The following is a 21,380-nucleotide window of genomic DNA, read 5'->3' on the forward strand; positions in this document are numbered from 1 at the left end:
TAGTTTCCGAGAGGCGATCGGGGTCACGCCCGTCGCGACGCGAATGCACCGCTGTCCACCGCACCTTTCCCGGTGCGGATCCGGTGCCGCGTCTCGCCCGGAAAGCGGCACATGGAGGTTGATCCGGTGGTCACCCCGTTCCTCGACGAGGGTCGGCATACGTACGGCTTCCCGGTCGGATCGCAGCAGCACGGCGCCGCGCCGCCTGGGTTCCCCGGCGGCGTCCCGGTGCGCCGGCAGCGCTACCGCAACTGGCTGGACCAGATCCACGTCGACGACGTGTGGGTGTGCACCCCGCGCTCCGCCGCCGACGTGGTCGCGGTCGCCAACTGGGCGCGATCGCGCGGGTACCGGGTGCGGGCCAGCGGGCACAGCCACACCGCCTCACCGCTCGTGCTGACCGACCGGCAGCCGGACGCGGACCGCGTCGTCCTCGCCGACACCAGGGAACACCTGACCGGGATGAGCGTGGAAGCCGGCGCGGCGCCGGGAATCCGGGTTGGCACCGGTGTGTCGCTGCGGGAGTTGGCCGAGTTCGCGGAGCGCCACGGGTTCGGGTTGCCGCTGATGCCCTTGTGCGGCGAACTGACCGTGGGCGGCGTGCTCGCCGTGGGCGGCCACGGCACCGGCGCGTCCACCGCTCCCACCGCTCCCACCGCGCCCGGCGCGGCGGACGGCGGATCCGGGTCGCTGAGCGACCTCGTCGCCGCCCTGACCGCCGTGGTGTGGGACAAGCCCTCCGGCGAGTACGTGCTGCGCACCTTCCACCGCTCGGACCCCGACACGGCGGCCTTCCTGACCCACCTCGGCCGGGCGTTCATCACCGAGGTGACGCTGTCCGTCGTTCCCGACTACCCCCTGCGGTGCGTCAGCGAGGTGACCATCCCCGCCGGCGAGCTGCTCGCCGCGCCGGAGAAGGTCTCGTCCCGGTCGCTGGCGGCCCTGGTCGACCGCTGCGGGCGGGTCGACGTGGTGTGGTTCCCCCAGTCCGAGCGGACGTGGGTGCGGACGTTCGAGGTGGAACCCGAGCGCCCGCCCGAGTCGCGCCCGGTCGTCGAGCCGTACAACTTCCCGTTCACCGACCACGTCCCGGAGTCCGTTTCCCGCGCGGTGTCGCTCGTCGTCAGCGACGACCCCCGGCACACCGCCGAGCTGGGCGAGGTCCAGTACGCGGCGACCGTGGCGGGCCTGGCCGCGTCCGCCTCGGCCGACCTGTGGGGCCTGTCGAAGAACCTGCTGCTGTCCGCCAAGCCCAACATCCTGCGGTACGCCTGGAACGGGTACGCGATCCTCACCAGCCGCGACCTGCTCCAGCGGGTCGTCCACGAGTACGGCACGTTCTTCCGCGAGCTGGTCGACACCTACCGGAACCAGGACAGGTACCCGGTGAACGGACCGGTCCAGCTGCGGATCACCGGTCTGGACCGCCCGCGCGTCACCGACGCCGGAGAGGTCCAGCCGCCTGCGCTCTCGCCGGTCAGGGCCGACCCGGAGAACCCGCACTGGGACGTTGCGGTCTGGGCGAACGTGCTCAGCTTCCCCGGGACGGAGCACGCCGAGAGCTTCTACCGGGACTTCGAGGAGTTCGTCTTCGGCAACTACCGCGCGCCGTACGCCTGCGCGCGGCCCGAGTGGGCCAAGGGGTGGGCCTACACCGCCGAGTCCGCGTGGTCGGACCCGACCGTGCTGAGCGGCACGGTGCCCGCCGCGTTCGGCGACTCGTGGGACTGGGCGGTCTCCCGGCTGCACGCACACGACCCGCACCGGGTCTTCGGCAACCCGTTCCTGGATCGCCTGCTGGTCGCGGAAACCGGAGGGGCAGCATGAACATCGCGGTACTCGACGTGGACGGCACGCTGCTGCCAGGGGCGTTGGCCGATCCGCTGCCCGCCATGCTGCTCGACGCCGGGCTCTCGCCCCGCGACCGCGGGGTCCGGTTGCGGGAGCTCCTGGCCACCGGCGAGCCGGAGACGCCGCCGCGGCCGGGTGCGTTCAACGAGTTGTTCGCGGCGATGCTCACCGACGTGCCGCGCCGCCCGGTGTCCGCGCTCATGGCCGAGCTCTGGCTGGTGCAGCGCGAGCGGCTGTTCGACTTCACGCGCCCGCTGGTCGCGGCGGTCCGGGAGGCCGGGTTCACGCCGATGCTGATCTCCGGCGGACCCGAGGAGATGGTCGCGCACCTGGCGGCGGAGTTGGGGGTCGACCGGTTCCGCGGCACCCGCTTCGCCGTCGAGGACGACCTGTACACCGGTGAGGTCGAGTCCACCGTGGAGGGCGCGAAGGACAAGGTGGCGCTGGAACTGGCCGCCGGCGCGGTCGTCGCCTGGTCGCGGTCGCTGGCGATCGGCAACTCGCTCGGCGACGTCGAGGTGTTCAAGCAGGTCGGGCACCGGATCGCGTTCGAGCCCACACCGGGGCTGCTCGCCGTGGCCCGGGAGAACCGGTGGCACCTGGCCGACCGCACCGACCTGCCCGACGTGCTGCGCGACCGCGTGGGCATCACCCTGGTCCGGCGCCCGAGCCTGCCGCCGCCCTCAGGGGTCCCCGCGCCGCAGCGGTGGGACCTGCGGGACGCGGCAGAGCGGCTGACCACCCGCATCCTCGCTGAGGTCACCCCCTCGGGCGCGGTGGTGGGGCACAACGACAGCCGGGTCACCGAGTCCGCGCTCATGCTCACGCTGCTGCGCCGCGAGAACCTGCTGCCCGCCGCGCAACGCGGGCTGCGGGCCTACCTCGCAGGTCGGGCGCCGACCGCCGACGCGTTCGACACCGCCGTCATCAACTCCGCCCTCTACGGCATCCCCGTCCCCGACCGGGAACGGCTCATCGACCAGACCTTCGAGGGGGCCGCCCAGCACTCGTCGGCGCGCAAGAGGCTCGCGCTGGCCGCGATCCTGGCGGTGGTCGGCTCGGAACCGTTCCACGTGGACGCGCCGTCGGACGCGTTCCGCCACCGGGGCGAGGCGACCTGGACGCGGTTGCGGATGATGGCGATCCACCACCTCAACTCCGCCGAGCCCGTGGCGCCGGAGCTGACAGCGCGGTTGTTGCGGCTGACCGAGACGGGCCAGCGGCGCGGGATCGGGGTCATCGAGCGGCAGACGTTCTCCCACCTGTTCGCCCTGCTGGCGCTCAACCGGGTGTTGCCAGGGCACCCGGTGATCCGCGAGGGGGTGACCGCGTTGGCCGCCCACCTGAAGCCGGACGGCGGCCTCGCGCTCAACGTCAGCGAGGAGGTCTTCGCCACCGCGACCGCCGGCCTGGCGCTGGCCCGCGCGGGAGTCGACCGGTCCACCCTGATCGCGATGGCCGACTACACCGCCGCGCAGCAGGCCGAGGACGGCGGTTGGCCCTTCGCGCCGGACGTGGTCCAGACCGACCTCGACACCGCGACCCACGCCATGGCGTTCCTGCACGTCGTCGACCCCGCCCGGTACCGGACGCACGTCGCCGGAGGACTGCGGTACCTGCGTCACATGGCCCGGTCGGACGGCGGCTTCCCGACCTACCTCGCCGGCCAGCCCGCCGAGGCCACGATGACCGCCAACGCGGTGATGGCCCTCGTCCCCCATGCCCGCGAACACCACCAGCTGATGGAGCGCGCGGCCGGTTTCATCGTGCGGTCCCAACGGTCCGACGGCACGTTCGAGCGGAGCTGGAGCCTCAGCGAGGCCAACGCCATCTTCCGCGTCCTGATCGCGTTGCGCGCGGTGTACCACCGCAACCCCGCGGTCAACCAGGGCAGGCTGGCGCCCGCCATGCTGGCGGCCGAACGGCGGGTGCTGACCACGGCCAACCCCGACGGCGGCTGGGGGCAGACACCGGGCGAGCCCAGCGACCCGGTCAGCACCGCGTACAGCCTGATGGCCCTCGCCTGGAACCACCGCGACAGCGAGGTCGTCCGCGACGGCATCCGCTACCTGCTGTCCCGGCAGGACCCGGACGGCGGCTACACCTCGGTCTCCGACCAGGCCGCGCCCCGCCCGCTGCGGTACGGCGTCCCGATCCTGGTGAACAACTACGTGCTGCTCGCCATGACCTACCTGGACCCGGGCTTCCGGTACGCCGGTCACGGCCTCGGGAAGCACACGCCATGATCGAATGTGGAACGTCGAGCGATGTCGGCGCCGCCTTCGACCCCCGCAACGCCCACCGGGACGACCCGTTCCCGTTCCTGCGGGAGGCGCGGTCCGCGGAGCCGGTGTTCTACGCGGAGTCGCTGCGCGCCTGGTGCGTGACCCGGCACGACGACATCACCGCGGTGCTGCGCGACCACGGGTCCTTCTCGGTCCGCGAGCACAACCCCAGCCCCACGACGGCGTTGCCCCCGGAGGTCGAGCAGGCCTTGGGGGAGTGGCGCGGCGAGGCGCTGCCGCTGGGGTCGCTCGACTCACCGGAGCACACCAGGATCCGTGCGGTGGTGAACACCGGCTTCACCCGCACGGCGCTGAAGGCCTCCGAACCCAGGATCCGGGCCACCGCCCGCAGCATGGCCCGCAGGCTCGCCCGGGAACCCGGGTTCGAGTTCATCAGCGAGTTCTCCAAGCCCTACGCGCTCATGGTCATCCTCGAGGTGCTGGGGATACCGGGGAGCTTCCACGCCCGGTTCGACACCTGGACCGACCAGCGGATCAAGATCATGACCGCGCACGAGGGCACCGACCCGGACGAGCTGCGCGAGTGCGCGCGCGGACTGCTGGAGTACGGCCGGTTCGCCCGGGAGCTCGTGGCCGAGCGCCTGGCCCGGCCGCGCGACGACCTGATCAGCCGCATGCTGCACGAATGCCCGCACGGCCACCGCCTGTCGGTGGACGAGACGATCGCGCAGATACCCACGCTGATCACCGCGGGGTACCGGACGGCGGCCGAGACCCTGGCCACCGTCGTGTGGAACCAGGCCCGCACGGCGGGTGGGTGGGCCGTCGTCGTCTCGGGCGACGTCCCGTTGGAGGACCTCGTCGAGGAAGGGCTCCGGTTCGACTGCCCGATCGCCGGCATGTACCGCACCGCCCTGCGGGACGTCGAGATCGGCGGCGTGCGGATCCCGGCCGGCGGCAGGGTGCTGCTGGTGTACGGGTCGGCCAACCGCGACGAGACCAAGTACGCCTGTCCCGAGCAGTTCCGGCCGGGTCGCGTGAGCACCACGCACCACCTGGCCTTCGGGCTCGGCGAGCACTTCTGCATCGGGGCTCCGCTGGGGCGCACGATGCTCCGGATCGCCCTCGAGGAGCTCGCCGCGGCGATGCCCGGCCTCACCCTGGCCGACCGCGCGGAACCGACCTACCAGCCGACGTTCCCGTTCCGCGTGCGGTCCGCGCTGCCGGTGCTGACCACCGCGCCCGGGGCGGACGGGGCGGACGGGGCCGCGACGCCGTGCGCCGGTACCGCCCCCGGGTCTGTTCGGGGGTGACCGCCGGCCCGTCGTCGGGAGCGCGGCCGGCCGGCTGGCCCGCCGAGGTGGAGGTGGAGGAGGAGTCGGACACCGTGTGTCCGGCGCGGCGGCGGTGACCGGTGCCCGTCGGGCCGGCGGCGGTGTTCCGGTCCGGGCGACCGGTACGTGTCGCCGGTGGGATACGGTGTGGTGGTTCGCGCGGACTGAGGAGGTGGGACCCATTTCTGTTGGTGCACATCGGGTCGTCTCCGGCCGCGTAGTGGCGGTGTGAGAGGCGCCCGCGGGTTTCACGCGAGAGGCGTTGCGCTGTCCATGTCGGTTCCCGATGTCGGTGTTGTCGCGCGGTTGCGTGCGGCGGGGTGTGTGTTCGCGGAGGACGAGGCGCGGTTGTTGGCCGCTGCCGCCCGGACGCCCGAGGAGTTCGAGGAGTTGACGGCCCGGCGGGTCGCCGGGTTGCCGTTGGAGCACGTCGTGGGGTGGGCGGAGTTCTGCGGGTTGCGGGTCTCGGTGGACCCGGGTGTGTTCGTGCCGCGTCGGCGGACCAGGTTCCTGGTGCGGGTGGCGGTGGGTGCGGCGCGGCCGGGTGCGGTGGTGGTGGACCTGTGCTGTGGTTCGGGTGCGGTGGCGGCGGCGGTGGCCGATCGGGTGGCGGCGGTGGAGTTGCACGCCGTGGACATCGATCCGGCGGCGGTGCGCTGTGCCCGGCGCAATGTGCCGGGCCAGGTGTACGAGGGTGATCTGTACGGGCCGTTGCCGGGGTCGTTGCTGGGGCGGGTGGACGTGTTGGTGGCGAACGCGCCCTATGTGCCGACGGACGCGATCGGTCTGATGCCGCCGGAGGCGCGTGAGCACGAGCCGCTGGTGGCGTTGGACGGTGGTGTGGACGGTCTGGACGTGCAGCGGCGGGTGATCGCGGACGCGGCGCGGTGGTTGGCGCCGGGTGGGCGGTTGCTGGTGGAGACGGGTGCGGTGCAGGCGTCGGGGACGGTGGAGGCGTTCGCACGCGGTGGGTTGCGCGCCGAGGTCGTGTCGGACGAGGACCTGTCGGCGACCGTCGTGGTCGGCTCCCTCGGCTGAGTTCGGGACGAGTCCCCGACTGTGCGGCCTACACGGCGAAGTGCTGACCGGAACCCGGTGACGTCCTGGCGCGGGTCATCCCGGTGATGGCCCGCGCCGCGTCCACGGGGCGGGGACGGCGAGTCGTGCCGCGACGCGGGTGCCGTCGACGTCGAGGATGGCGCCGGCCTTCTTGAGGATGGCCACGGCGGCGACGTTGTCGGTGGTGGTGTCCGCAAGGATGGTGCGGACGCCGCGGCGGGGTGCTTCCTCCACGACGCGGCGCAGTGCGGCGAGGCCGACGCCGTTGCCGCGTGCGCGGCGGGCGACCCACATGCCGGTCTCGCCTGTCGCGGTGAGCCGGGCCATGCCGACGGTGCGGCCGTCGTCGACGATCTCGTAGGCGTCCTGCTGGAAGCCGCGGTAGAACTCGCGGAAGTCGTCCGGCCGGTCCACGGTCCAGCCGGGTGGCATCACGTCGGCGGGGTCGGCGTCCGCGACCGCGAGGCCGAGCAGGCGCTCCAGTCCCTGGTCGTCCAACCGCCGCAACAGGATCACTTCGCCAACTCCTTCTCCAACGGGGTCCGGAAGCGGGGGATCACGCGCACCCCGTCCAACCAGGACGTCAGGCGGTCGGCCTCCCGGCTGATCGCCGCGGTCGCGTCCGCGCCGACGTCATCGAGGAGTCGCCACACCAGTTCGCCGTCGGGCCGTTGCGCCCATCCGCCGACGACGGCGCCGTTCCACCACACGGTCGGGCCGACGTTGCCCGCGGTGTCGAACAGGCGCGGCCGGTGTCGGGCGGGGAGGTACCAGTCGCGGGCCTGCCAGCCCATCGGGGTCGGATCCAGAGCGGGCAGCAGGGCGGCCCACGGCTCGGGCTCTCCGGTGTCCGCCAGGTCGTCCGGCAGTACGTAGCCGATGCCGGACGACAGTTCGACCTCGACCGCTCCGACGGCGGTGAGGGCCTTGCGGACCGCGCCGAGGGTCCAGCCCGTCCACCACTTGACGTCGGCCTCGGTGCCGGGCCCGTAGGAGGCGAGCCAGCGGCGCACGAGTTCCGCGCGGGCCTCGTCGGGATTGACGTGGGGCCACGGAGTCGCCGGGGCCCAGCGGAACTGGGTGCTCAGCCACGTGCCGAGAGGTCGGCTGCGGCGCATCCAGCCGTCGGCGGCGAGGACGCGGATGACGCGGCTGGACACGTTCTGGCGGGCCTCGTAGGGCTTGCCGGGCGCCATGACGAGCTGTTCGAGCAGGGCGGGCACGTCGCGGGTGAGTTCGACGGCGGTGGCCTCGCCGCGCAGGCGCAGTGCCTCCAGCGTGGCCTTCTCGACCTCGGCCAGGCGGTCGGCGTCCCAGCCGAGGCCGTCGGCGAGGTGCTGGAGCAGTTTGAGCCGTTCCTTCTCCGCGATCGCCGCCCCCGCGGCGGCCTGCACGACGGGCGCGGACGCGGCGGTGACGGCGAACATGGTGCGGCGCATGCAGAGCAGGCGCACCAGCGTCCGCCGGTCGTAGAACGCGGCCTCCACGTCGGCCACCGTGGGTTGTTCCAGGCGGGCGCAGGCGGACAGGAACACGGTGGCCGGGTCGGTGGCGTGCAGACCCACCAGCGCGTCGGCGACGTCCTCGACCGAGGCGGCACGGGTGGACAGCAGGTGTCGGACGCCGAGGCGGGCCCGCCGCCGAGCGTCGTCGATCTTGGCGAGCGTCACCGGTCCATCCTCTGCGATCTACCCTGACCACGGAAACGGAAATGCGAAACCCGAATACCGCTGGGCGAGGACGCGATGTCGGCTACACGGCTGTTGGTGCTCGGGGTGGTGCACGGCTACGGGCGCGCCCACGGCTACCTGATCGGCAACGACCTGATGTCGTGGGGCGCGGGGGAGTGGGCCAACGTCAAGTGGGGCTCGATCTACCACGCGTTGAAGCAGCTCACCAAGGACGGCTGCCTGGTCGACCACACCGTCCCGCCCGGTCGCACGGACTACGAGATCACGCCCGAGGGCGAGGCCGAGTACCGGAAGCTGTTGCGGGACGCGCTGCGCCGCCCGGAGACGCGGCCCGACCTGCTCGCCGCGGGGCTGGCGTTGTTGCCGTCGTTGTCGCGGGAGGAGGCCGTCGGTCTGCTCAACGAGCGGCTGGCGGCGTTGGAGACCCGTCGTGACGCGGCGCGCAAGCAGGCCGGGGAGTGGCGCGAGCCGTCGCACGTGAAGGAGCTGTTCGGGCTGTGGGAGCACACCGCGGCCAGTGGTGCGGAGTGGACGCGGGGGCTGGTCGAACGCCTCGAAGCCGGGACCTACCCGATGGCGGGGGAGCCGGGATCGCCCGGCACACCCGGCAGCTGGGCTATACTCAAACTTGAGTATAGCGAGGGGGAGCACTGAACTCAGGGTTGGAGCGGTACGCGGCCGTCTTCGAGGCCGCCGACCCGCCACGCACGTCCACCATCGCCTTCTACCCCGACCAGGGCCCACCCGGAACGGATCTCACCGAGCCCCACGCAGGCGGCGCGCAAGGGTTGCCGGAGGGTTTCGGCGCCGACCGGCTCACCATCGCCGCCCCCGACGGCTCCCGCCGCACCGTCCCCGCCCTGCGGCTGCCCGTCGCCGACGCCATCCCGCTGCTCAGCCGCGCCCGCCGCACCCCGGACTCCCACCCGGCCACCGCGTTCTGGGGCGCCGCCGTGGTCGTCGCGCTGCAACTCGTCTCCCGCGGCCGGGTGCGGCCCGCGGTCACCGACGGGGATTTCGACGCCTGGCTCCTCGGGCCCCTCGACGCCGCCGACCACGCCCGCGTCCGCGACCTCGCCGACGCGATGCCCGCCCACGCACGGGCCGTGCCGCTGCCCGGACGGGAACCGCTCGAACTACCCGACGCCGAACCCCTGCTCCGGGCGTTCCTGGACGCCGTGGCCGACACCATGCCGCGTGGCGCGGCGGCCGTGCACGCCGCGGGTGCGCCCGCGTTCGCCGCCACCGTGCCCCAACAGGTGCCGCACCTGCGCGACTGGGCCGACCAGGGCGTCCGCATCTCGTTGCGGATCGAGGGCTTCGGCCCGTTCCGCGCCGTCGTCCAGGTCCACAGCCTCGCCGACCCCGCGCGGGTCGTGGACGCCGCCGAACTGTGGGCCGCCGCCAACCAGCGGTCCCGCGCGGACGCCATGGTGGCGCTGCGCCGTGCCGCCCGTGCCTGGGCGCCGCTGGAACGGCTGCTCGACCAGCCGGTGCCCGACGAGGTCACCCTCCTGGACTCCGACGTGGAGCACCTGCTCGCCACCGGCGCGGTCCGCCTGGCCGGCGCGGGCGTGGACGTGCACTGGCCGAAGGACCTGGTGCGGGACCTGACGGCGAAGGTCGTCATCGGCGAGCGCCCGAGCGACCGGCCCGCGTTCTTCGGACCCGACCAGCTCACCTCCGTGGACTGGCAGCTCGCCCTGGGCGACGACCCGCTCACCCCCGACGAGCTGGACCGGCTCGCCGAGGCCACCCGGCCCGTCGTGCGGCTGCGCGACCGCTGGACCCTGGTCGACCCCGAACTCGCCCGCCGCGCCCGGGAACGCGACCTCAAACCCGTCACCGCGATCGCCGCCCTCGGCGCCGCCCTCGCCGGCACCACCCGGATCGACGGCGTCGAGGTCCAGGTGGCCGCCACCGGGTGGCTGGACGAGCTGAAGTCCCGGCTCGCCGACCTCGACGGCGAACCCGTCGCGCAACCACCCGCGCTGCGCGCCACCCTCCGCGACTACCAGCTGCACGGAATGCGCTGGCTGGACCGGATGACCTCACTCGGACTCGGGGCGTGCCTGGCCGACGACATGGGCCTGGGCAAGACCATCACCCTCGTCGCGCTGCACCTGCACCGCGACGACGGACCCACCCTCGTCGTCTGCCCCGCGTCCCTGATGGGCAACTGGCAGCGCGAGATCGAGCGCTTCGCGCCCGGCGTCCCGGTCCGCCGCTTCCACGGCCCGCGCCGCGACGTCGCGCACGACGGTTTCGTGCTCACCACCTACGGCACGATGCGCCTGGACGCCGACCGGCTCGCCGACGTTGACTGGGGCATGGTCGTCGCCGACGAGGCGCAGCACGTGAAGAACCCCGCCTCCGACACCGCGAAGGCCCTGCGCCGCATCCCCGCTCGCGCCCGTGTCGCCCTCACCGGCACCCCGGTGGAGAACACGCTGTCGGAGCTGTGGGCGATCCTCGACTGGACCACCCCCGGCCTGCTCGGCACGATGGCGCAGTTCAAAGCCCGCTGGGCCACGCCCATCGAGGCCGACCACGACCGGGAGGCCGCGGAACGGTTCGCCCGCCTCGTGCGGCCGTTCCTGCTGCGCCGCCGCAAGACCGACCCCGGCATCGCGCCCGAGCTGCCGCCGAAGACGGAGACCGACCAGCCCGTCGCGCTCACCCGCGAACAGGCCGCGCTCTACGAGGCGGTCGTGCGGGAACTCATGGCCGAGGTCCGCGAGGCCGACGGCATCGCCCGCCGAGGCCGGATCGTCAAACTCCTCACCGGCCTCAAACAGGTGTGCAACCACCCCGCCCAGTACCTGAAGGAGTCCTCGCCGAAGCTCACCGGCCGCTCCGGCAAGCTGGAACTGCTCGACGAACTGCTCGACACGATCCTCGCCGAGGACGGCGCGGTGCTCGTGTTCACCCAGTACGTCGCCATGGCACGGCTGATCGAACGGCACCTCGCCGACCGCGGCATCCCCACCCAGCTGCTGCACGGCGGCACGCCCGTCGCCGCCCGCGAGGACATGGTGCGGCTCTTCCAGGACGGCGAGTGCCCCGTGTTCCTGCTGTCCCTCAAAGCCGCGGGCACCGGCCTCAACCTCACCCGCGCCGACCACGTCGTGCACTACGACCGGTGGTGGAACCCGGCCGTGGAGGACCAGGCCACCGACCGCGCGCACCGCATCGGGCAGACCCGGCCCGTGCAGGTCCACAAGCTCATCGCGGAGGGCACCATCGAAGACCGCATCGCCGCGATGCTGCGCGCCAAACGCGACCTCGCCGACGCCGTCCTGGCCCGCGGCGACGCCGCGTTCACCGAACTGTCCGACGACGAACTGGGCAACCTGGTCGAACTCAGGAACGGCACATGAGCGACCGCGTCAAAGGCTTCCCGGCGTTCGGCAAGGGTGTCCGCCGCGCCGGCTCCTGGTGGGGCAAGGCGTGGCTGCAGGCCCTGGAGGACACCTCCCTCGACCAGGCGCCCCTGCGGCAGGGCCGGAAATACGCGCACGCCGGGCTCGTCGGCACCATCACCGTCAGCCCCGGCCGCCTCGCCGCCACCGTCTACGACGTCGAGGACACCTACCAGACCTCCGTGCACCTGACCCCGCTCACCGACGACGAGTGGAGCCGGTTCCTCACCCAGATCGCCGCGAAAGCCGGTCACCTGGCCGCGTTGCTCGACCGCGAGATGCCCCGCGAACTCGTCGACGCCGCCGACGACGCGGGCGTGCCGCTGCTGCCCGGCATCGGCGACCTGGACCCCGAGTGCACCTGCCCCGGCTGGGAACTGCCCTGCAAGCACGCCGCCGCGCTGTGCCACCAGGCCTCGTGGCTGCTCGACGCCGACCCGTGGGTGCTGCTGCTCCTGCGCGGCCGGGACCAGGACGAGGTCGTCGCCGGCGTCTCCGCAACCGGCGTCTCCACCGGCGTCCTCGCCACCACCGCCTACGCCGAACCCGTCCGGGACCTGCCCGACGACCCGCCACCCGCGGACCTCGGCCCACTGCCGGAGTTCGAACCCGCACCCGGCCTGGACGTCGACGTGCTGCGGCTGCTCGTCGCCGACGCCGCCGCCAAAGCCCGCGAGGTGCTCGCCACCGGCCGGTGGCCCGCCCCCGACGACCGCCGCGACCACATCCGCATGGCCGCCACGCACCCCGCTCTGCGCGCCCGCCTCGACGCCGACCCCCGCGCCGTCCGCGCCTGGCGACAAGGCGGCCTCACCGCCCTCGACGTCCTCGAAAACCCCTGGACACCCGGCAAGACCGACAACGCCCGCGCCCGCGCGGCCTGGGACAGCGGCGAACTCCCCGAACCCACCGTCCGCCGCAACCAGTGGACGGTCCACGACAGACAACTCCGCTACGGCCCCGACGGCCGCTGGTACCCCTACCGCGCCGCCGACGGCGACTGGTGGCCCACCGGCACCCCACACCGCGACCCCGCCGCAGCCCTCACCGACACCGACTGACCGCACCCACCCACTGGACCGACCTACCGGACCGCCCGTTCAAGAAGCGCCTGCCCACGCCGCCTCCACCGGCTGCCCACGCCGCCCCGAACCCACCGTGTTGCCCAACGCGACGGCGCACCGCGGCACCGTCATGAAACCTCTGCCGCGCCGCCGGTCCGCGCGGCGCCTTCGATCGCCGCGAGCAGCCGGTGGAGGCGCGCGGCGGTGTGGAAACCCGGGTGCGGCGGGCGTCCCTCCTCGATCGCCCGGGAGATCTCCCGGTAGAGGGCCGCGACGTTCGCGACCGGTCCGGCGGCCGGGTCGAAGGGCGTGGTCCGGTAGGCGTCCGGCACCTTCACCTGCTCGTCGTCGACACGGATGTCCCAGTCGGTCCAGTGCATGTACTTGCCCGGTTGGGTGGGGGTGATCGTCAGCGCGCCCGCGGAGCCGATCAACTTGACGAAGAACCCGTCGGGGCTTCCGTTGCCCCCGTGCACGGTGACCGACGCCGTCGCGCCGTTCCGCAGCACCCCGTGAAGCAGCACCTGGCCGGGCACCCGGTTGGCGACTGTCCGGCCGGTCCCCGCGACGGCGACCCGCTCGTGCAGTCGGGGCAGCCTCGCGGACACCTCCGCGAAGCCGCCCACCATCCGCTCCAACGTCGCCAGGAAGTGCCCGGCCATGATCGTCAAGACCGAGGTACCGCCTGCGGGATCGGTGCTCCACACGAGCTCCGGAGAGATGCTGTCGCCTCCCAGTGGGGCGCCTGAGGCAACCATGACGGCCGACTCCAACCGGCCGATCCGGTCCTCGGCGATCAGGTCCGCGACGAAACGGGCGTCGGGGGACTGGTATCCCTGCAGGCACACGGCGTGGACCACGCCGGCAGCCGTGCCCAGCTCGGCCAGTTCGTCCGCCTCGTCGGGATCGACGGTCAGCGGCCATTCCGAGAGCACGTGCTTGCGGGCGTCCAACGCGGCCCTGATCACCTTCGCGTGGTCAGGGGCCTTCACCGACACCACGACCAGATCCACGTCGCGATGGGCGGCGAGTGCCCCTGCGTCGGCGAACGCGAGAGGGACACCGTGGGCGGCGGCTGCCTTGTCGGCGCTCGCCTGGTTGGTCGTCGCCACCGCGGTCACCTCGAACTCGGCCAGCCCCGCGAGGGCGGGCAGGTGTGACATGCCGGCCCAACCGCTCGCTCCGACGACTCCGACCCTGATCATGCGAACGCCCCCCTGGATATGTACCGATTAGTTCGCACCCGTGACGAACTGCGCCAGGTCGCGGACCTCGCACTGCACTTACTGGCACCCTGGCCGGGCTGAGCACCACCAGTCCGGGACATGCGGACCGGGTACCGGCCGCCGTGAGCGTCCGGACCGGGTGGGCTCGGCGGCGTGGCGCGAGGCCGAGCGGGTCCGCCGCCACCGCCGAAGCGATGCCGCCGCGAGACCCGCGTCGAAACCCGCCCTAGGTGATCACGCCCGGCATCACGGCGGCCGTCCGCTTGCGGCGCAGCCACACCTTGCGCGAACCGTCCCCGAACAACAACGTCCGCGACAGCTCCCACCCGGCGAACTCCGCGTGGATCGCCAACTGCGTCGTCGCCGTGCGACGGGAGACACCGGCCGGCAACCGCAGCGGCCGGTACTCCCAGTCCCCGTCGACCACCCCTTCGCCCATCATCCGATCACCTGCATCCCTCGGCCGTCCCCGGACGCGACGAACACGCGCCCGCTGCCTGGATCAACCGCCACCGAGTCCGGCTGGCGGACCGTGGCGAACCGGTGCCGCTCCACCGGCTCGGCGCCGGCGACGTCGAACGCCACGACCTCGTTGCGCTCGGTGAGCGTGATCCACACCAGGTCGCGCGCCTCGTCGTAGGCCATCCCGTACGGCGCACCCGACAACGGGTAGCGCAACCGCATGATCAACGGGCCGGTGGAGAACGCCATCAGCTCACCGCCGCGCGTGTCCACCACCAGCACCCGGCCGAACCGGTCGGCCACCGCGTTCGTCGCGCCCTCGCCCGCCCGCAACCCCTCACCCGGGCCGTCGGCCGCCGGGTCCAGGTCGAACACCGCGCTGCGCGGCCGGTCCAGCACCACCGCCGCGTCGCCCACCGCGACCAGCCGATCCGGGCTGGAGATACCGCGCACCACGTGGTCGCCCACGCTCACCTGCCGGGCGTCGCGCTGCGCCACCAGAGTCCGGCCGTCGACCCGCGCCACGTCCACCGGGCCACCGTCCACGGCGCGCTGCGAGGTCGTGCCGTCGGGACGCACGGTCACCACCACACCGGCGGGCACCACCGCCTCCACCGCGTCACCGGCGGCCACGAGCCGCTCCGCCGGACCGGGCAACGGCACCACCACCGGGTCACCGAGCACGTCCACGGGGTACAGGGCCACCGACGGGGGATCGGTCAACGCCACCGCCACCCGGCCGCCCGCGACCGCGACCGACGTCGCCCGCCCCAGCGGCACCACCCGGCCCTGCGGCGTCGCGGACTGGTCCGGCGACACGGCCGGCCGCGCCGGCTCCAGCGTCGCGACCAGCTGCAACGGGTCCCCGGGGTTCTCCTCGGTCGTACACCCCGAGACCACCACGGCCCCGGTCAGCACTACCGCCGCCAGTCGGCGCAACGTCGGACCTCCCAGTTAACCCGTTCGCTCACTGCCCTCCCAGCATCCATCACCGAACCACCATCGTCACGCAGGGGGCGGGTGTTGTCGTTGGTCTGGGAAGGTGATAGTCGCGCTCCACCCGTACCCACAGGGCCTTCTCGACGACTATCCCCGGTAGACGGGGAAGGCGGCGCGATGACGGTCGAGGAGCTGCGGAATCGGCACGTGGAACTGCTGCGGGACCGGCGGGTGGTCGACCGCCTCGACCCCCGGGCCCATCCCGCCGACACCGCCGCGCGCTACCACACCTGGACCCAGGTGGCCGCCGAACCGGTGCCCGGCAGGCTCGCGCGCCTGGTCGACGTGCGCGTGCGGCCCGCCGCCTACCGGCCCGGACACCTGCACGACCAGCAACGCACCCTCGACGCCCTCCAACCCGAGGTGCTGCACCTGGCGCGCGCCGCGGGCCGGCCCGTCGACACACCGGTCTTCGCGGGCGTGTTCCCCACCGGAACCCTCGACGCGCTCAGCGTCCCCGTGCCCGGCCGCGGCATCCTCGTCCTGGTCAACACCTCGCTGCTCGACCTGCTCGGTGCTGTGTTGAAGATCATGACGGTGGCGTTGCCGAACTACGGCACACCACCCCTGCTGACCTCCGAACAGGCGTCCTACGCGCTCGCCGAGGCCGTCAACGCCCACCTCTACGGCAACGGCGCGGTCGAGGCGCGGCGACTGCCCGAGCTGTCCGGGCAACGCCTCGCGCTGGTCGCGCTCATGGCACGCCGCGCCACCCAGTTCGTGCTGGCCCACGAGGTCGGGCACGTGCTGGCCGGACACCTCGTCCACGCCCGCCGCATCACCGACCCCGACACACCCGTCGGCGCGCTCGACGCCCAGTCCGTCGGCTGGCCCCGCGAACACGACGCCGACCGCCTCGCCGCCACGATCATGCTGCACACCCTCGACGACCTCGGTCCCCGCGAACTCGACGCGCACGAACCGTGCCTGGTCGGGGCGCTGCTGCTGGTGCTGTTCCTGCACGAGGTCACCGACCGGCTCACCGACGAACTCGGCCTCACCGTGCCGTTCGCGGGCAACCACCCGCCGCCCGTGCGGCGCATCCAGACCCTCGTCGAACACCTCACCGAGCGCGTCCGCACACCCCGCGCGCTCGACCTCGCCGCCGACGTCGCCAGCTGGCTGGAGGACCAGCTCACCGGCGTGCGGGAATGGTTCCGGCGCGTCGACGAAGTCCTCATCTGACGACGTGCCGATCCGGCGTCGGGCGCACCACCGGCACGCCCGACGCCGCGCCTCACGTCAGGCGGGTGACCTTGCCGGTGTCGAGCTGGTAGCTGGCCGCCACGACCTTCACCCCGTGCTCGGCCACCGCCGTGCGGATCGTCACCGACCGCTCCAGCATCAGCGACGCCACCCGCTTGGCCTGGTTGTCCACCGCCGTCGCCAGGAACCGCGCCTCGTCGGTGTCCGGCGGCGTGGACAGCACGGCCGGCTCGATCGACCGGACCAGCGTGCTCACGTCACCCGACACCTCCGCCCGGCCCCGCACCACGTCGACCGTCGCCGACACCGCGCCGCACTTCGCGTGGCCCAGCACGACCACCAGCGGCACGCCCAGGTGCTCCAGCGCGTACTCGACGCTGCCCAGCACGCTGTTGTCCAGCACCTCGCCCGCCACGCGGATGGTGAACAGGTCGCCCAGACCCTCGTCGAACACCAACTCCGGCGGCACCCGCGAATCCGCGCACCCGAGGATCACCGCGAACGGGTGCTGGCCCTCGACCAGCGACTCCCGCCAGTTCAGCGATTCGTGGGGATGGGTCTGGTGACCCGAGACGAACCGCTGGTTGCCCTCCGCGAGCATGCGCCAGGCGCCTTCCGCGTCGAGGGAGGTGGCCCCCGGGATCGAGGATCCCGTCCGGGCCGATGCGGGCGCCCCGGCGGCCATCAAGGTCGCCGCGGTCCCAGCCGTGATGCCGAACAACCGACGCCGCGTCACCGCGGTCGGCTCACCACTCGATTCACGCACGGGGCGAAAGTAGCCCCCGTTCGACCCAATCGGTGACTTGGGGTCACAAAAGTCACAGATTCAATCACCGAAAGTGACAATCAGCCCAACTGAGGCTTTCGCGCCCAAACCCGACCGTTTCGGACACGACGCCCGAATCAGACCAGCGGCCGTTCCGGGTAGCCGAACTCGACCGCGCTCACGTCGTCCAACGCCGCCCGGATCGCCGGCGGCAACGTCAACTCCTCCGCCGCCAACGACCCCAGCAGCTGCCCGGTGTCCCGCGCGCCCACCACCGGCGCCACCACACCCGGCCGGTCCCGCACCCACGCCAGCGCCACGCACAGCGCGTTCGTGCCCAGCCCGTCCGCCGCCGTCGCCACCGCCTGCACGATCCGCGCCGCCCGCTCCGTGCGGTGCTGCTCCACGTACCCGGCGAAGTGCGCCGACGCGCCCCGCGAATCCGACGGCGTGCCGTTACGGTACTTGCCCGTCAGCACACCCCGGCCCAGCGGCGCCCACGGCAGCAGCCCGATCCCGTGGTGGTCCGCCGCCGGCACCACCTCGCGCTCCACGCCCCGCTCCAGCAGCGAGTACTCCACCTGCGTCGACACCAGCGGTGTGTGCCCAGGCAGCGCCGCCGCCGTGCCCAACTGCCAGCCCGAGTAGTTCGACACCCCCGCGTACCGGACCCGGCCCGACGCCACCGCCGTGTCCAACGCCGACAGCGTCTCCTCCAACGGCACGCTCGCGTCCCACGCGTGCAGCTGCCACAGGTCGATGTGCTCCACGCCCAACCGGCGCAGCGACCCGTCCAGCGCGTGCAGCAGCGCGCCCCGTGACGCACCGCCGCCGAACGGGCCGTCGTTGCGCCGCGCCACCGCCTTCGTCGCGATCACGAGCTCCTCGCGCGGCACCACCTCGCCCAGCAGGCCGCCCAGGATCCGCTCGCTCTCGCCCTCCACGTACACGTCGGCGGTGTCCACCAGCGTGCCGCCCGCCTCGGTGAACGCCAGCAGCTGGGTGGCCGCCTCGTCCGCGTCGGTGTCCCTGCCCCAGGTCATCGTGCCCAGGGCCATCCGGGAGACCCGCAGTCCGCTGCGCCCGAGGTATCGCTGTTCCACGCCGGGGAGCCTAAAGGCTGATCGACTTCCAGGTGGGCCGTGGCACGCACCTGTCAAGGGCGAATCTCACCCCGATCGGGGACCGCACGCCCAGGACGCCTTGGCGGACCCCGCCCTGGCGGACCAGGTTACCGACGGGTAGGGTCCCGGTCCGTGCGACTGGGACTGAACCTCGGGTACTGGGGCGCGGGCAACGACGCCGCGAACCTCGAACTGGCCAGGGAAGCCGACCGACTGGGCTACTCGGTGGTGTGGGCCGCCGAGGCCTACGGCTCCGACGCCCCCACGGTCCTGGCGTGGGTGGCCGCGCAGACCGAACGCGTCGACGTCGGCAGCGCGATCCTGCAGATCCCCGCGCGGACACCGGCGATGACCGCGATGACCGCCGCCACCCTCGACTCCCTGTCCGGCGGCCGGTTCCGCCTCGGCCTCGGCGTGTCCGGACCCCAGGTGTCCGAGGGCTGGCACGGCGTGCGGTTCGACAAGCCCCTGGGCCGCACCCGCGAGTACGTCGACATCGTGCGCACCGCCCTGCGCCGCGACCGCCTGCGCTACGAGGGCGAGCACTACACGCTGCCCCTGCCCGACGGCCCCGGCAAGGCCCTCACCCTCACCGTGCACCCGGTGCGCGAGCACGTCCCCGTCTACCTCGCCGCCGTCGGCCCCAAGAACGTCGAACTGGCGGGCGAGATCGCCGACGGCTGGCTCGCGGTCTTCTTCTCGCCCGAGCACTCCGCCGAATCCCTCGCCTCGATCAGGACGGGCCGCGAGAAGGCGGGCAAGACCCTCGACGGGTTCGACGTCGTGCCCACCGTGCCGATGGTCGTCGGCGACGACTGGCGCGCCTGCGCCGACCTCGTCCGCCCCTACGCCGCGCTCTACGTCGGCGGCATGGGCAGCAGGCAGAAGAACTTCTACAACAACCTCGCCGTGCGCATGGGCTTCCCGGCCGAGGCCGCCGAAGTGCAGGAGAAGTACCTCGCCCGCGACTACGACGGCGCGATGGCCGCGCTGCCGGTGGACTTCCTCGACGCCACCTCGCTGCTCGGCCCCAAGGAACGCATCGCCGAACGGATGCGCGCCTACGCCGAAGCGGGGGTCACCACTCTCACGCTTTCACCCATGCTGCAAGATCTCGATCAGGGGATCGCCGCGCTCCGCACGGCGACCGAAGCTCTGGATCTGGCAGGAGTGGGTAGTTGAGCTGGTTGCAGGCCCTTGTCCTCGGACTGGTCCAAGGACTGACGGAATTCCTGCCCATTTCCTCGTCGGCGCACGTCAGGATCGTCTCCACGCTGTTCTTCGGCAACGACGCGGGCGCGTCGTTCACCGCGGTCATCCAGCTGGGCACCGAGGTCGCGGTGCTGATCTACTTCGCCAAGGACATCGGCAACTTCATCGCGGCCTGGTTCCGCGGACTGTTCAGCAAGGCCGCGCGGAAGACCGAGGACTACCGGATGGCCTGGTACGTCATCATCGGGTCCATCCCGATCAGCGTGCTCGGCTACCTGTTCAAGGACGAGATCCGGTCCTCGTTCCGCAACCTGTGGATCACCGCCACCGTGCTCGTGGTGTTCGGCCTGCTGCTCGGCCTGGCCGACCACTTCGCCCAGCACCTGCGCTCCAGGCTCAAGCTCACCGACGCCATCGGCATGGGCCTGGCCCAGGCCCTCGCGCTGATCCCCGGCGTGTCCCGCTCCGGCGGCACCCTCACCGCGGGCCTGTTCCTCGGCCTGGACCGCGCCGCCGCCGCCCGCTACTCGTTCCTGCTCGCCCTGCCCGCCGTGTTCGGCGCCGGTATCTTCAGCATCCCCGACGTGCTGGACCGGGGCGCGGAGCCCAACGCCGCGTCCGTGCCGCAGATGATCGTCGCCACGGTCATCGCGTTCGCCGTCGGCTACGCCACCATCGCCTGGCTGCTGCGCTACGTCTCCAAGCACAGCTACTCCGCGTTCGTCTGGTACCGGCTGATGCTGGGCATCGTCCTGATGGGGCTGCTGTCGATGGGACTGCTCAGCCCGACATAGGGTTGGCCCCGTGGCTACCGTGATCTTGCTGCGACACGCCCGGTCCACCGCCAACGGATCGGGCGTCCTCGCGGGCCGCCAGACCGGCGTGCGGCTGTCGGACCGGGGCGAGGACCAGGCCAAGGCCCTGGTCGACCGGCTCGCCGGCGTCCCCCTGCGGGACGTGGTGACCTCACCCCTGGAACGCTGCCGGCAGACCCTCGCGCCCCTGCTCGCCGAACGCGGCATCGACCCGGTCGTCGAACCCGACCTCGTCGAGGTCGACTACGGCCAGTGGACCGGGCGCGAGATCAAGGACCTCCTCAAGGAACCCCTGTGGACGGTCGTGCAGCAGCACCCGTCCGCGGCCGTGTTCCCCGAAGGGGAAGGCCTCGCCACCGTGCAGGCCCGCGCCGTGGCCGCCATCAGGGCCCACGACGCCCGCATCACCGCCGAACACGGCCCCCGCGCCGTGTGGCTGGCGTGCAGCCACGGGGACGTCATCAAGGCGGTGCTCGCCGACGCCCTCGGCGTGCACCTCGACGGGTTCCAGCGCATCGTGGTCGACCCCGCGTCGGTGTCGGTCGTCCAGTACACCGAGACCCGGCCGTTCGTGCTGCGCGTCAACGACAACGGCGGCGACCTGTCCGGTGTCGTGCCCGCCCCGGAAAAGGGCGCACCGGAGAAGACCGACGAGCCGCCGTCCTCCGACGCCGTCGTGGGCGGCACCACCGGCGCCTGACACACCGCTGAACGCAGCGCGTGGCCCCCGGACAGTGCAGGGTAGTCCGGGGGCCACGGTGTGTCCGGCCGGGGCGGGCGGCCATCTGAAGAGATCGTATTGGCGTCAAAGCGCAGGTAAATGCCCTTCTCAGGGGTGGGCGTCCGGCGGTATCGCGCCGCCCCGCGCAGGTCAACTCGCCGCTCCGGCCCCGAAAAGTGGTT

General features: G+C 72.7%; 18 protein-coding genes. 11 read left to right on the forward strand and 7 right to left on the reverse strand.

All coding sequences use genetic code 11. From position 1 onward, the window contains the following. The first annotated feature begins 111 nt into the window (after nucleotides 1–111). From FM051_RS06090 to FM051_RS06105, 4 genes are all read left to right on the forward strand, one after another. Nucleotides 112–1,827 carry a cholesterol oxidase substrate-binding domain-containing protein gene (locus FM051_RS06090; RefSeq protein ID WP_158841517.1) on the forward strand — a complete coding sequence of 572 codons (1,716 nt, stop codon included), beginning with the start codon at nucleotides 112–114 and terminating at the stop codon, nucleotides 1,825–1,827. Next, nucleotides 1,824–4,097: a haloacid dehalogenase-like hydrolase gene (locus tag FM051_RS06095; protein ID WP_158841519.1), complete on the forward strand. Its 2,274-nt coding sequence runs from the start codon at nucleotides 1,824–1,826 to the stop codon at nucleotides 4,095–4,097. The genes FM051_RS06090 and FM051_RS06095 overlap by 4 nt, the downstream gene beginning before the upstream one ends. Continuing rightward, the gene (locus FM051_RS06100; RefSeq protein ID WP_158841521.1) at nucleotides 4,094–5,410 is read left to right on the forward strand and encodes a cytochrome P450; all 1,317 of its coding nucleotides are present in this window, start codon (nucleotides 4,094–4,096) and stop codon (nucleotides 5,408–5,410) included. The genes FM051_RS06095 and FM051_RS06100 overlap by 4 nt, the downstream gene beginning before the upstream one ends. Before the next feature lie 294 nt (nucleotides 5,411–5,704). Further along, nucleotides 5,705–6,469 carry a putative protein N(5)-glutamine methyltransferase gene (locus FM051_RS06105; RefSeq protein ID WP_158841523.1) on the forward strand — a complete coding sequence of 255 codons (765 nt, stop codon included), beginning with the start codon at nucleotides 5,705–5,707 and terminating at the stop codon, nucleotides 6,467–6,469. A gap of 75 nt (nucleotides 6,470–6,544) precedes the next feature. Here the strand turns inward: FM051_RS06105 and FM051_RS06110 are convergent, their stop codons facing one another. Then, nucleotides 6,545–7,006: a GNAT family N-acetyltransferase gene (locus FM051_RS06110; protein WP_158841525.1), complete on the reverse strand. Its 462-nt coding sequence runs from the start codon at nucleotides 7,004–7,006 to the stop codon at nucleotides 6,545–6,547. Beyond that, nucleotides 7,003–8,160: a winged helix DNA-binding domain-containing protein gene (locus FM051_RS06115; protein WP_158841527.1), complete on the reverse strand. Its 1,158-nt coding sequence runs from the start codon at nucleotides 8,158–8,160 to the stop codon at nucleotides 7,003–7,005. Before FM051_RS06115 ends, FM051_RS06110 begins: the two co-directional genes overlap by 4 nt. 75 nt (nucleotides 8,161–8,235) lie before the next feature. Between FM051_RS06115 and FM051_RS06120 the strand changes: the two genes are divergently transcribed. Genes FM051_RS06120 through FM051_RS06130 form a run of 3 tightly spaced genes read left to right on the forward strand, consistent with a single transcriptional unit; the run spans nucleotide 8,236 to nucleotide 12,664 of the window. Further along, the gene (locus tag FM051_RS06120) at nucleotides 8,236–8,835 is read left to right on the forward strand and encodes a PadR family transcriptional regulator (protein WP_158841528.1); all 600 of its coding nucleotides are present in this window, start codon (nucleotides 8,236–8,238) and stop codon (nucleotides 8,833–8,835) included. Between the two features lie 8 nt (nucleotides 8,836–8,843). Further along, entirely contained in the window at nucleotides 8,844–11,561 is a 2,718-nt protein-coding gene (locus tag FM051_RS06125; RefSeq protein WP_238412160.1) for a DEAD/DEAH box helicase, read from the forward strand. After that, a complete protein-coding gene (locus FM051_RS06130) occupies nucleotides 11,558–12,664 on the forward strand; it encodes an SWIM zinc finger family protein (RefSeq protein WP_158841530.1) in 1,107 nt (368 codons plus the stop codon). Before FM051_RS06125 ends, FM051_RS06130 begins: the two co-directional genes overlap by 4 nt. A 131-nt stretch (nucleotides 12,665–12,795) precedes the next feature. Here FM051_RS06130 and FM051_RS06135 read toward each other — a convergent pair whose 3' ends face one another. From FM051_RS06135 to FM051_RS06145, 3 genes are all read right to left on the reverse strand, one after another. Beyond that, a complete protein-coding gene (locus tag FM051_RS06135) occupies nucleotides 12,796–13,872 on the reverse strand; it encodes a Gfo/Idh/MocA family protein (RefSeq protein WP_158841532.1) in 1,077 nt (358 codons plus the stop codon). A gap of 247 nt (nucleotides 13,873–14,119) precedes the next feature. Next, nucleotides 14,120–14,332: a DUF5703 family protein gene (locus tag FM051_RS06140; RefSeq protein ID WP_202918717.1), complete on the reverse strand. Its 213-nt coding sequence runs from the start codon at nucleotides 14,330–14,332 to the stop codon at nucleotides 14,120–14,122. Further along, complete coding sequence (locus FM051_RS06145; RefSeq protein WP_158841534.1) at nucleotides 14,332–15,294, reverse strand: YncE family protein; 963 nt, start codon at nucleotides 15,292–15,294, stop codon at nucleotides 14,332–14,334. The genes FM051_RS06140 and FM051_RS06145 overlap by 1 nt, the downstream gene beginning before the upstream one ends. A 177-nt stretch (nucleotides 15,295–15,471) precedes the next feature. Between FM051_RS06145 and FM051_RS06150 the strand changes: the two genes are divergently transcribed. After that, nucleotides 15,472–16,539: a M48 family metalloprotease gene (locus FM051_RS06150; protein WP_158841536.1), complete on the forward strand. Its 1,068-nt coding sequence runs from the start codon at nucleotides 15,472–15,474 to the stop codon at nucleotides 16,537–16,539. 52 nt (nucleotides 16,540–16,591) lie between these two features. On the opposite strand, the gene FM051_RS06155 is transcribed toward FM051_RS06150, so the two are convergent. Together FM051_RS06155 and FM051_RS06160 are read right to left on the reverse strand one after the other, a co-directional pair. Further along, a complete protein-coding gene (locus tag FM051_RS06155) occupies nucleotides 16,592–17,326 on the reverse strand; it encodes a carbonic anhydrase (protein WP_202918704.1) in 735 nt (244 codons plus the stop codon). A gap of 137 nt (nucleotides 17,327–17,463) precedes the next feature. Then, on the reverse strand, nucleotides 17,464–18,429 hold the full coding sequence (locus tag FM051_RS06160; protein ID WP_158841538.1) for an aldo/keto reductase: 966 nt from the start codon (nucleotides 18,427–18,429) through the stop codon (nucleotides 17,464–17,466). Between the two features lie 153 nt (nucleotides 18,430–18,582). Between FM051_RS06160 and FM051_RS06165 the strand changes: the two genes are divergently transcribed. Genes FM051_RS06165 through FM051_RS06175 form a run of 3 tightly spaced genes read left to right on the forward strand, consistent with a single transcriptional unit; the run spans nucleotide 18,583 to nucleotide 21,177 of the window. After that, entirely contained in the window at nucleotides 18,583–19,632 is a 1,050-nt protein-coding gene (locus FM051_RS06165; RefSeq protein ID WP_158841540.1) for an LLM class F420-dependent oxidoreductase, read from the forward strand. Then, nucleotides 19,629–20,456, forward strand: coding sequence for an undecaprenyl-diphosphate phosphatase (locus tag FM051_RS06170; protein WP_158841541.1), 828 nt, complete (start codon nucleotides 19,629–19,631; stop codon nucleotides 20,454–20,456). The genes FM051_RS06165 and FM051_RS06170 overlap by 4 nt, the downstream gene beginning before the upstream one ends. 10 nt (nucleotides 20,457–20,466) lie before the next feature. Then, on the forward strand, nucleotides 20,467–21,177 hold the full coding sequence (locus FM051_RS06175) for a histidine phosphatase family protein (protein ID WP_158841543.1): 711 nt from the start codon (nucleotides 20,467–20,469) through the stop codon (nucleotides 21,175–21,177). Nucleotides 21,178–21,380 lie beyond the last annotated feature (203 nt).

Source organism: Saccharothrix deserti, assembly GCF_009769385.1.
Taxonomy (GTDB): Bacteria; Actinomycetota; Actinomycetes; order Mycobacteriales; family Pseudonocardiaceae; genus Actinosynnema; species Actinosynnema deserti.

Coding starts and splice junctions, on each gene's coding strand:
- FM051_RS06105 (WP_158841523.1), top strand. CDS start 5,705: ATGTCGGTTCCCGATGTCGGTGTTGTCGCGCGGTTGCGTGCGGCGGGG.
- FM051_RS06090 (WP_158841517.1), top strand. CDS start 112: ATGGAGGTTGATCCGGTGGTCACCCCGTTCCTCGACGAGGGTCGGCAT.
- FM051_RS06140 (WP_202918717.1), bottom strand. CDS start 14,332: ATGGGCGAAGGGGTGGTCGACGGGGACTGGGAGTACCGGCCGCTGCGG.
- FM051_RS06100 (WP_158841521.1), top strand. CDS start 4,094: ATGATCGAATGTGGAACGTCGAGCGATGTCGGCGCCGCCTTCGACCCC.
- FM051_RS06150 (WP_158841536.1), top strand. CDS start 15,472: ATGACGGTCGAGGAGCTGCGGAATCGGCACGTGGAACTGCTGCGGGAC.
- FM051_RS06095 (WP_158841519.1), top strand. CDS start 1,824: ATGAACATCGCGGTACTCGACGTGGACGGCACGCTGCTGCCAGGGGCG.
- FM051_RS06130 (WP_158841530.1), top strand. CDS start 11,558: ATGAGCGACCGCGTCAAAGGCTTCCCGGCGTTCGGCAAGGGTGTCCGC.
- FM051_RS06135 (WP_158841532.1), bottom strand. CDS start 13,872: ATGATCAGGGTCGGAGTCGTCGGAGCGAGCGGTTGGGCCGGCATGTCA.
- FM051_RS06120 (WP_158841528.1), top strand. CDS start 8,236: ATGTCGGCTACACGGCTGTTGGTGCTCGGGGTGGTGCACGGCTACGGG.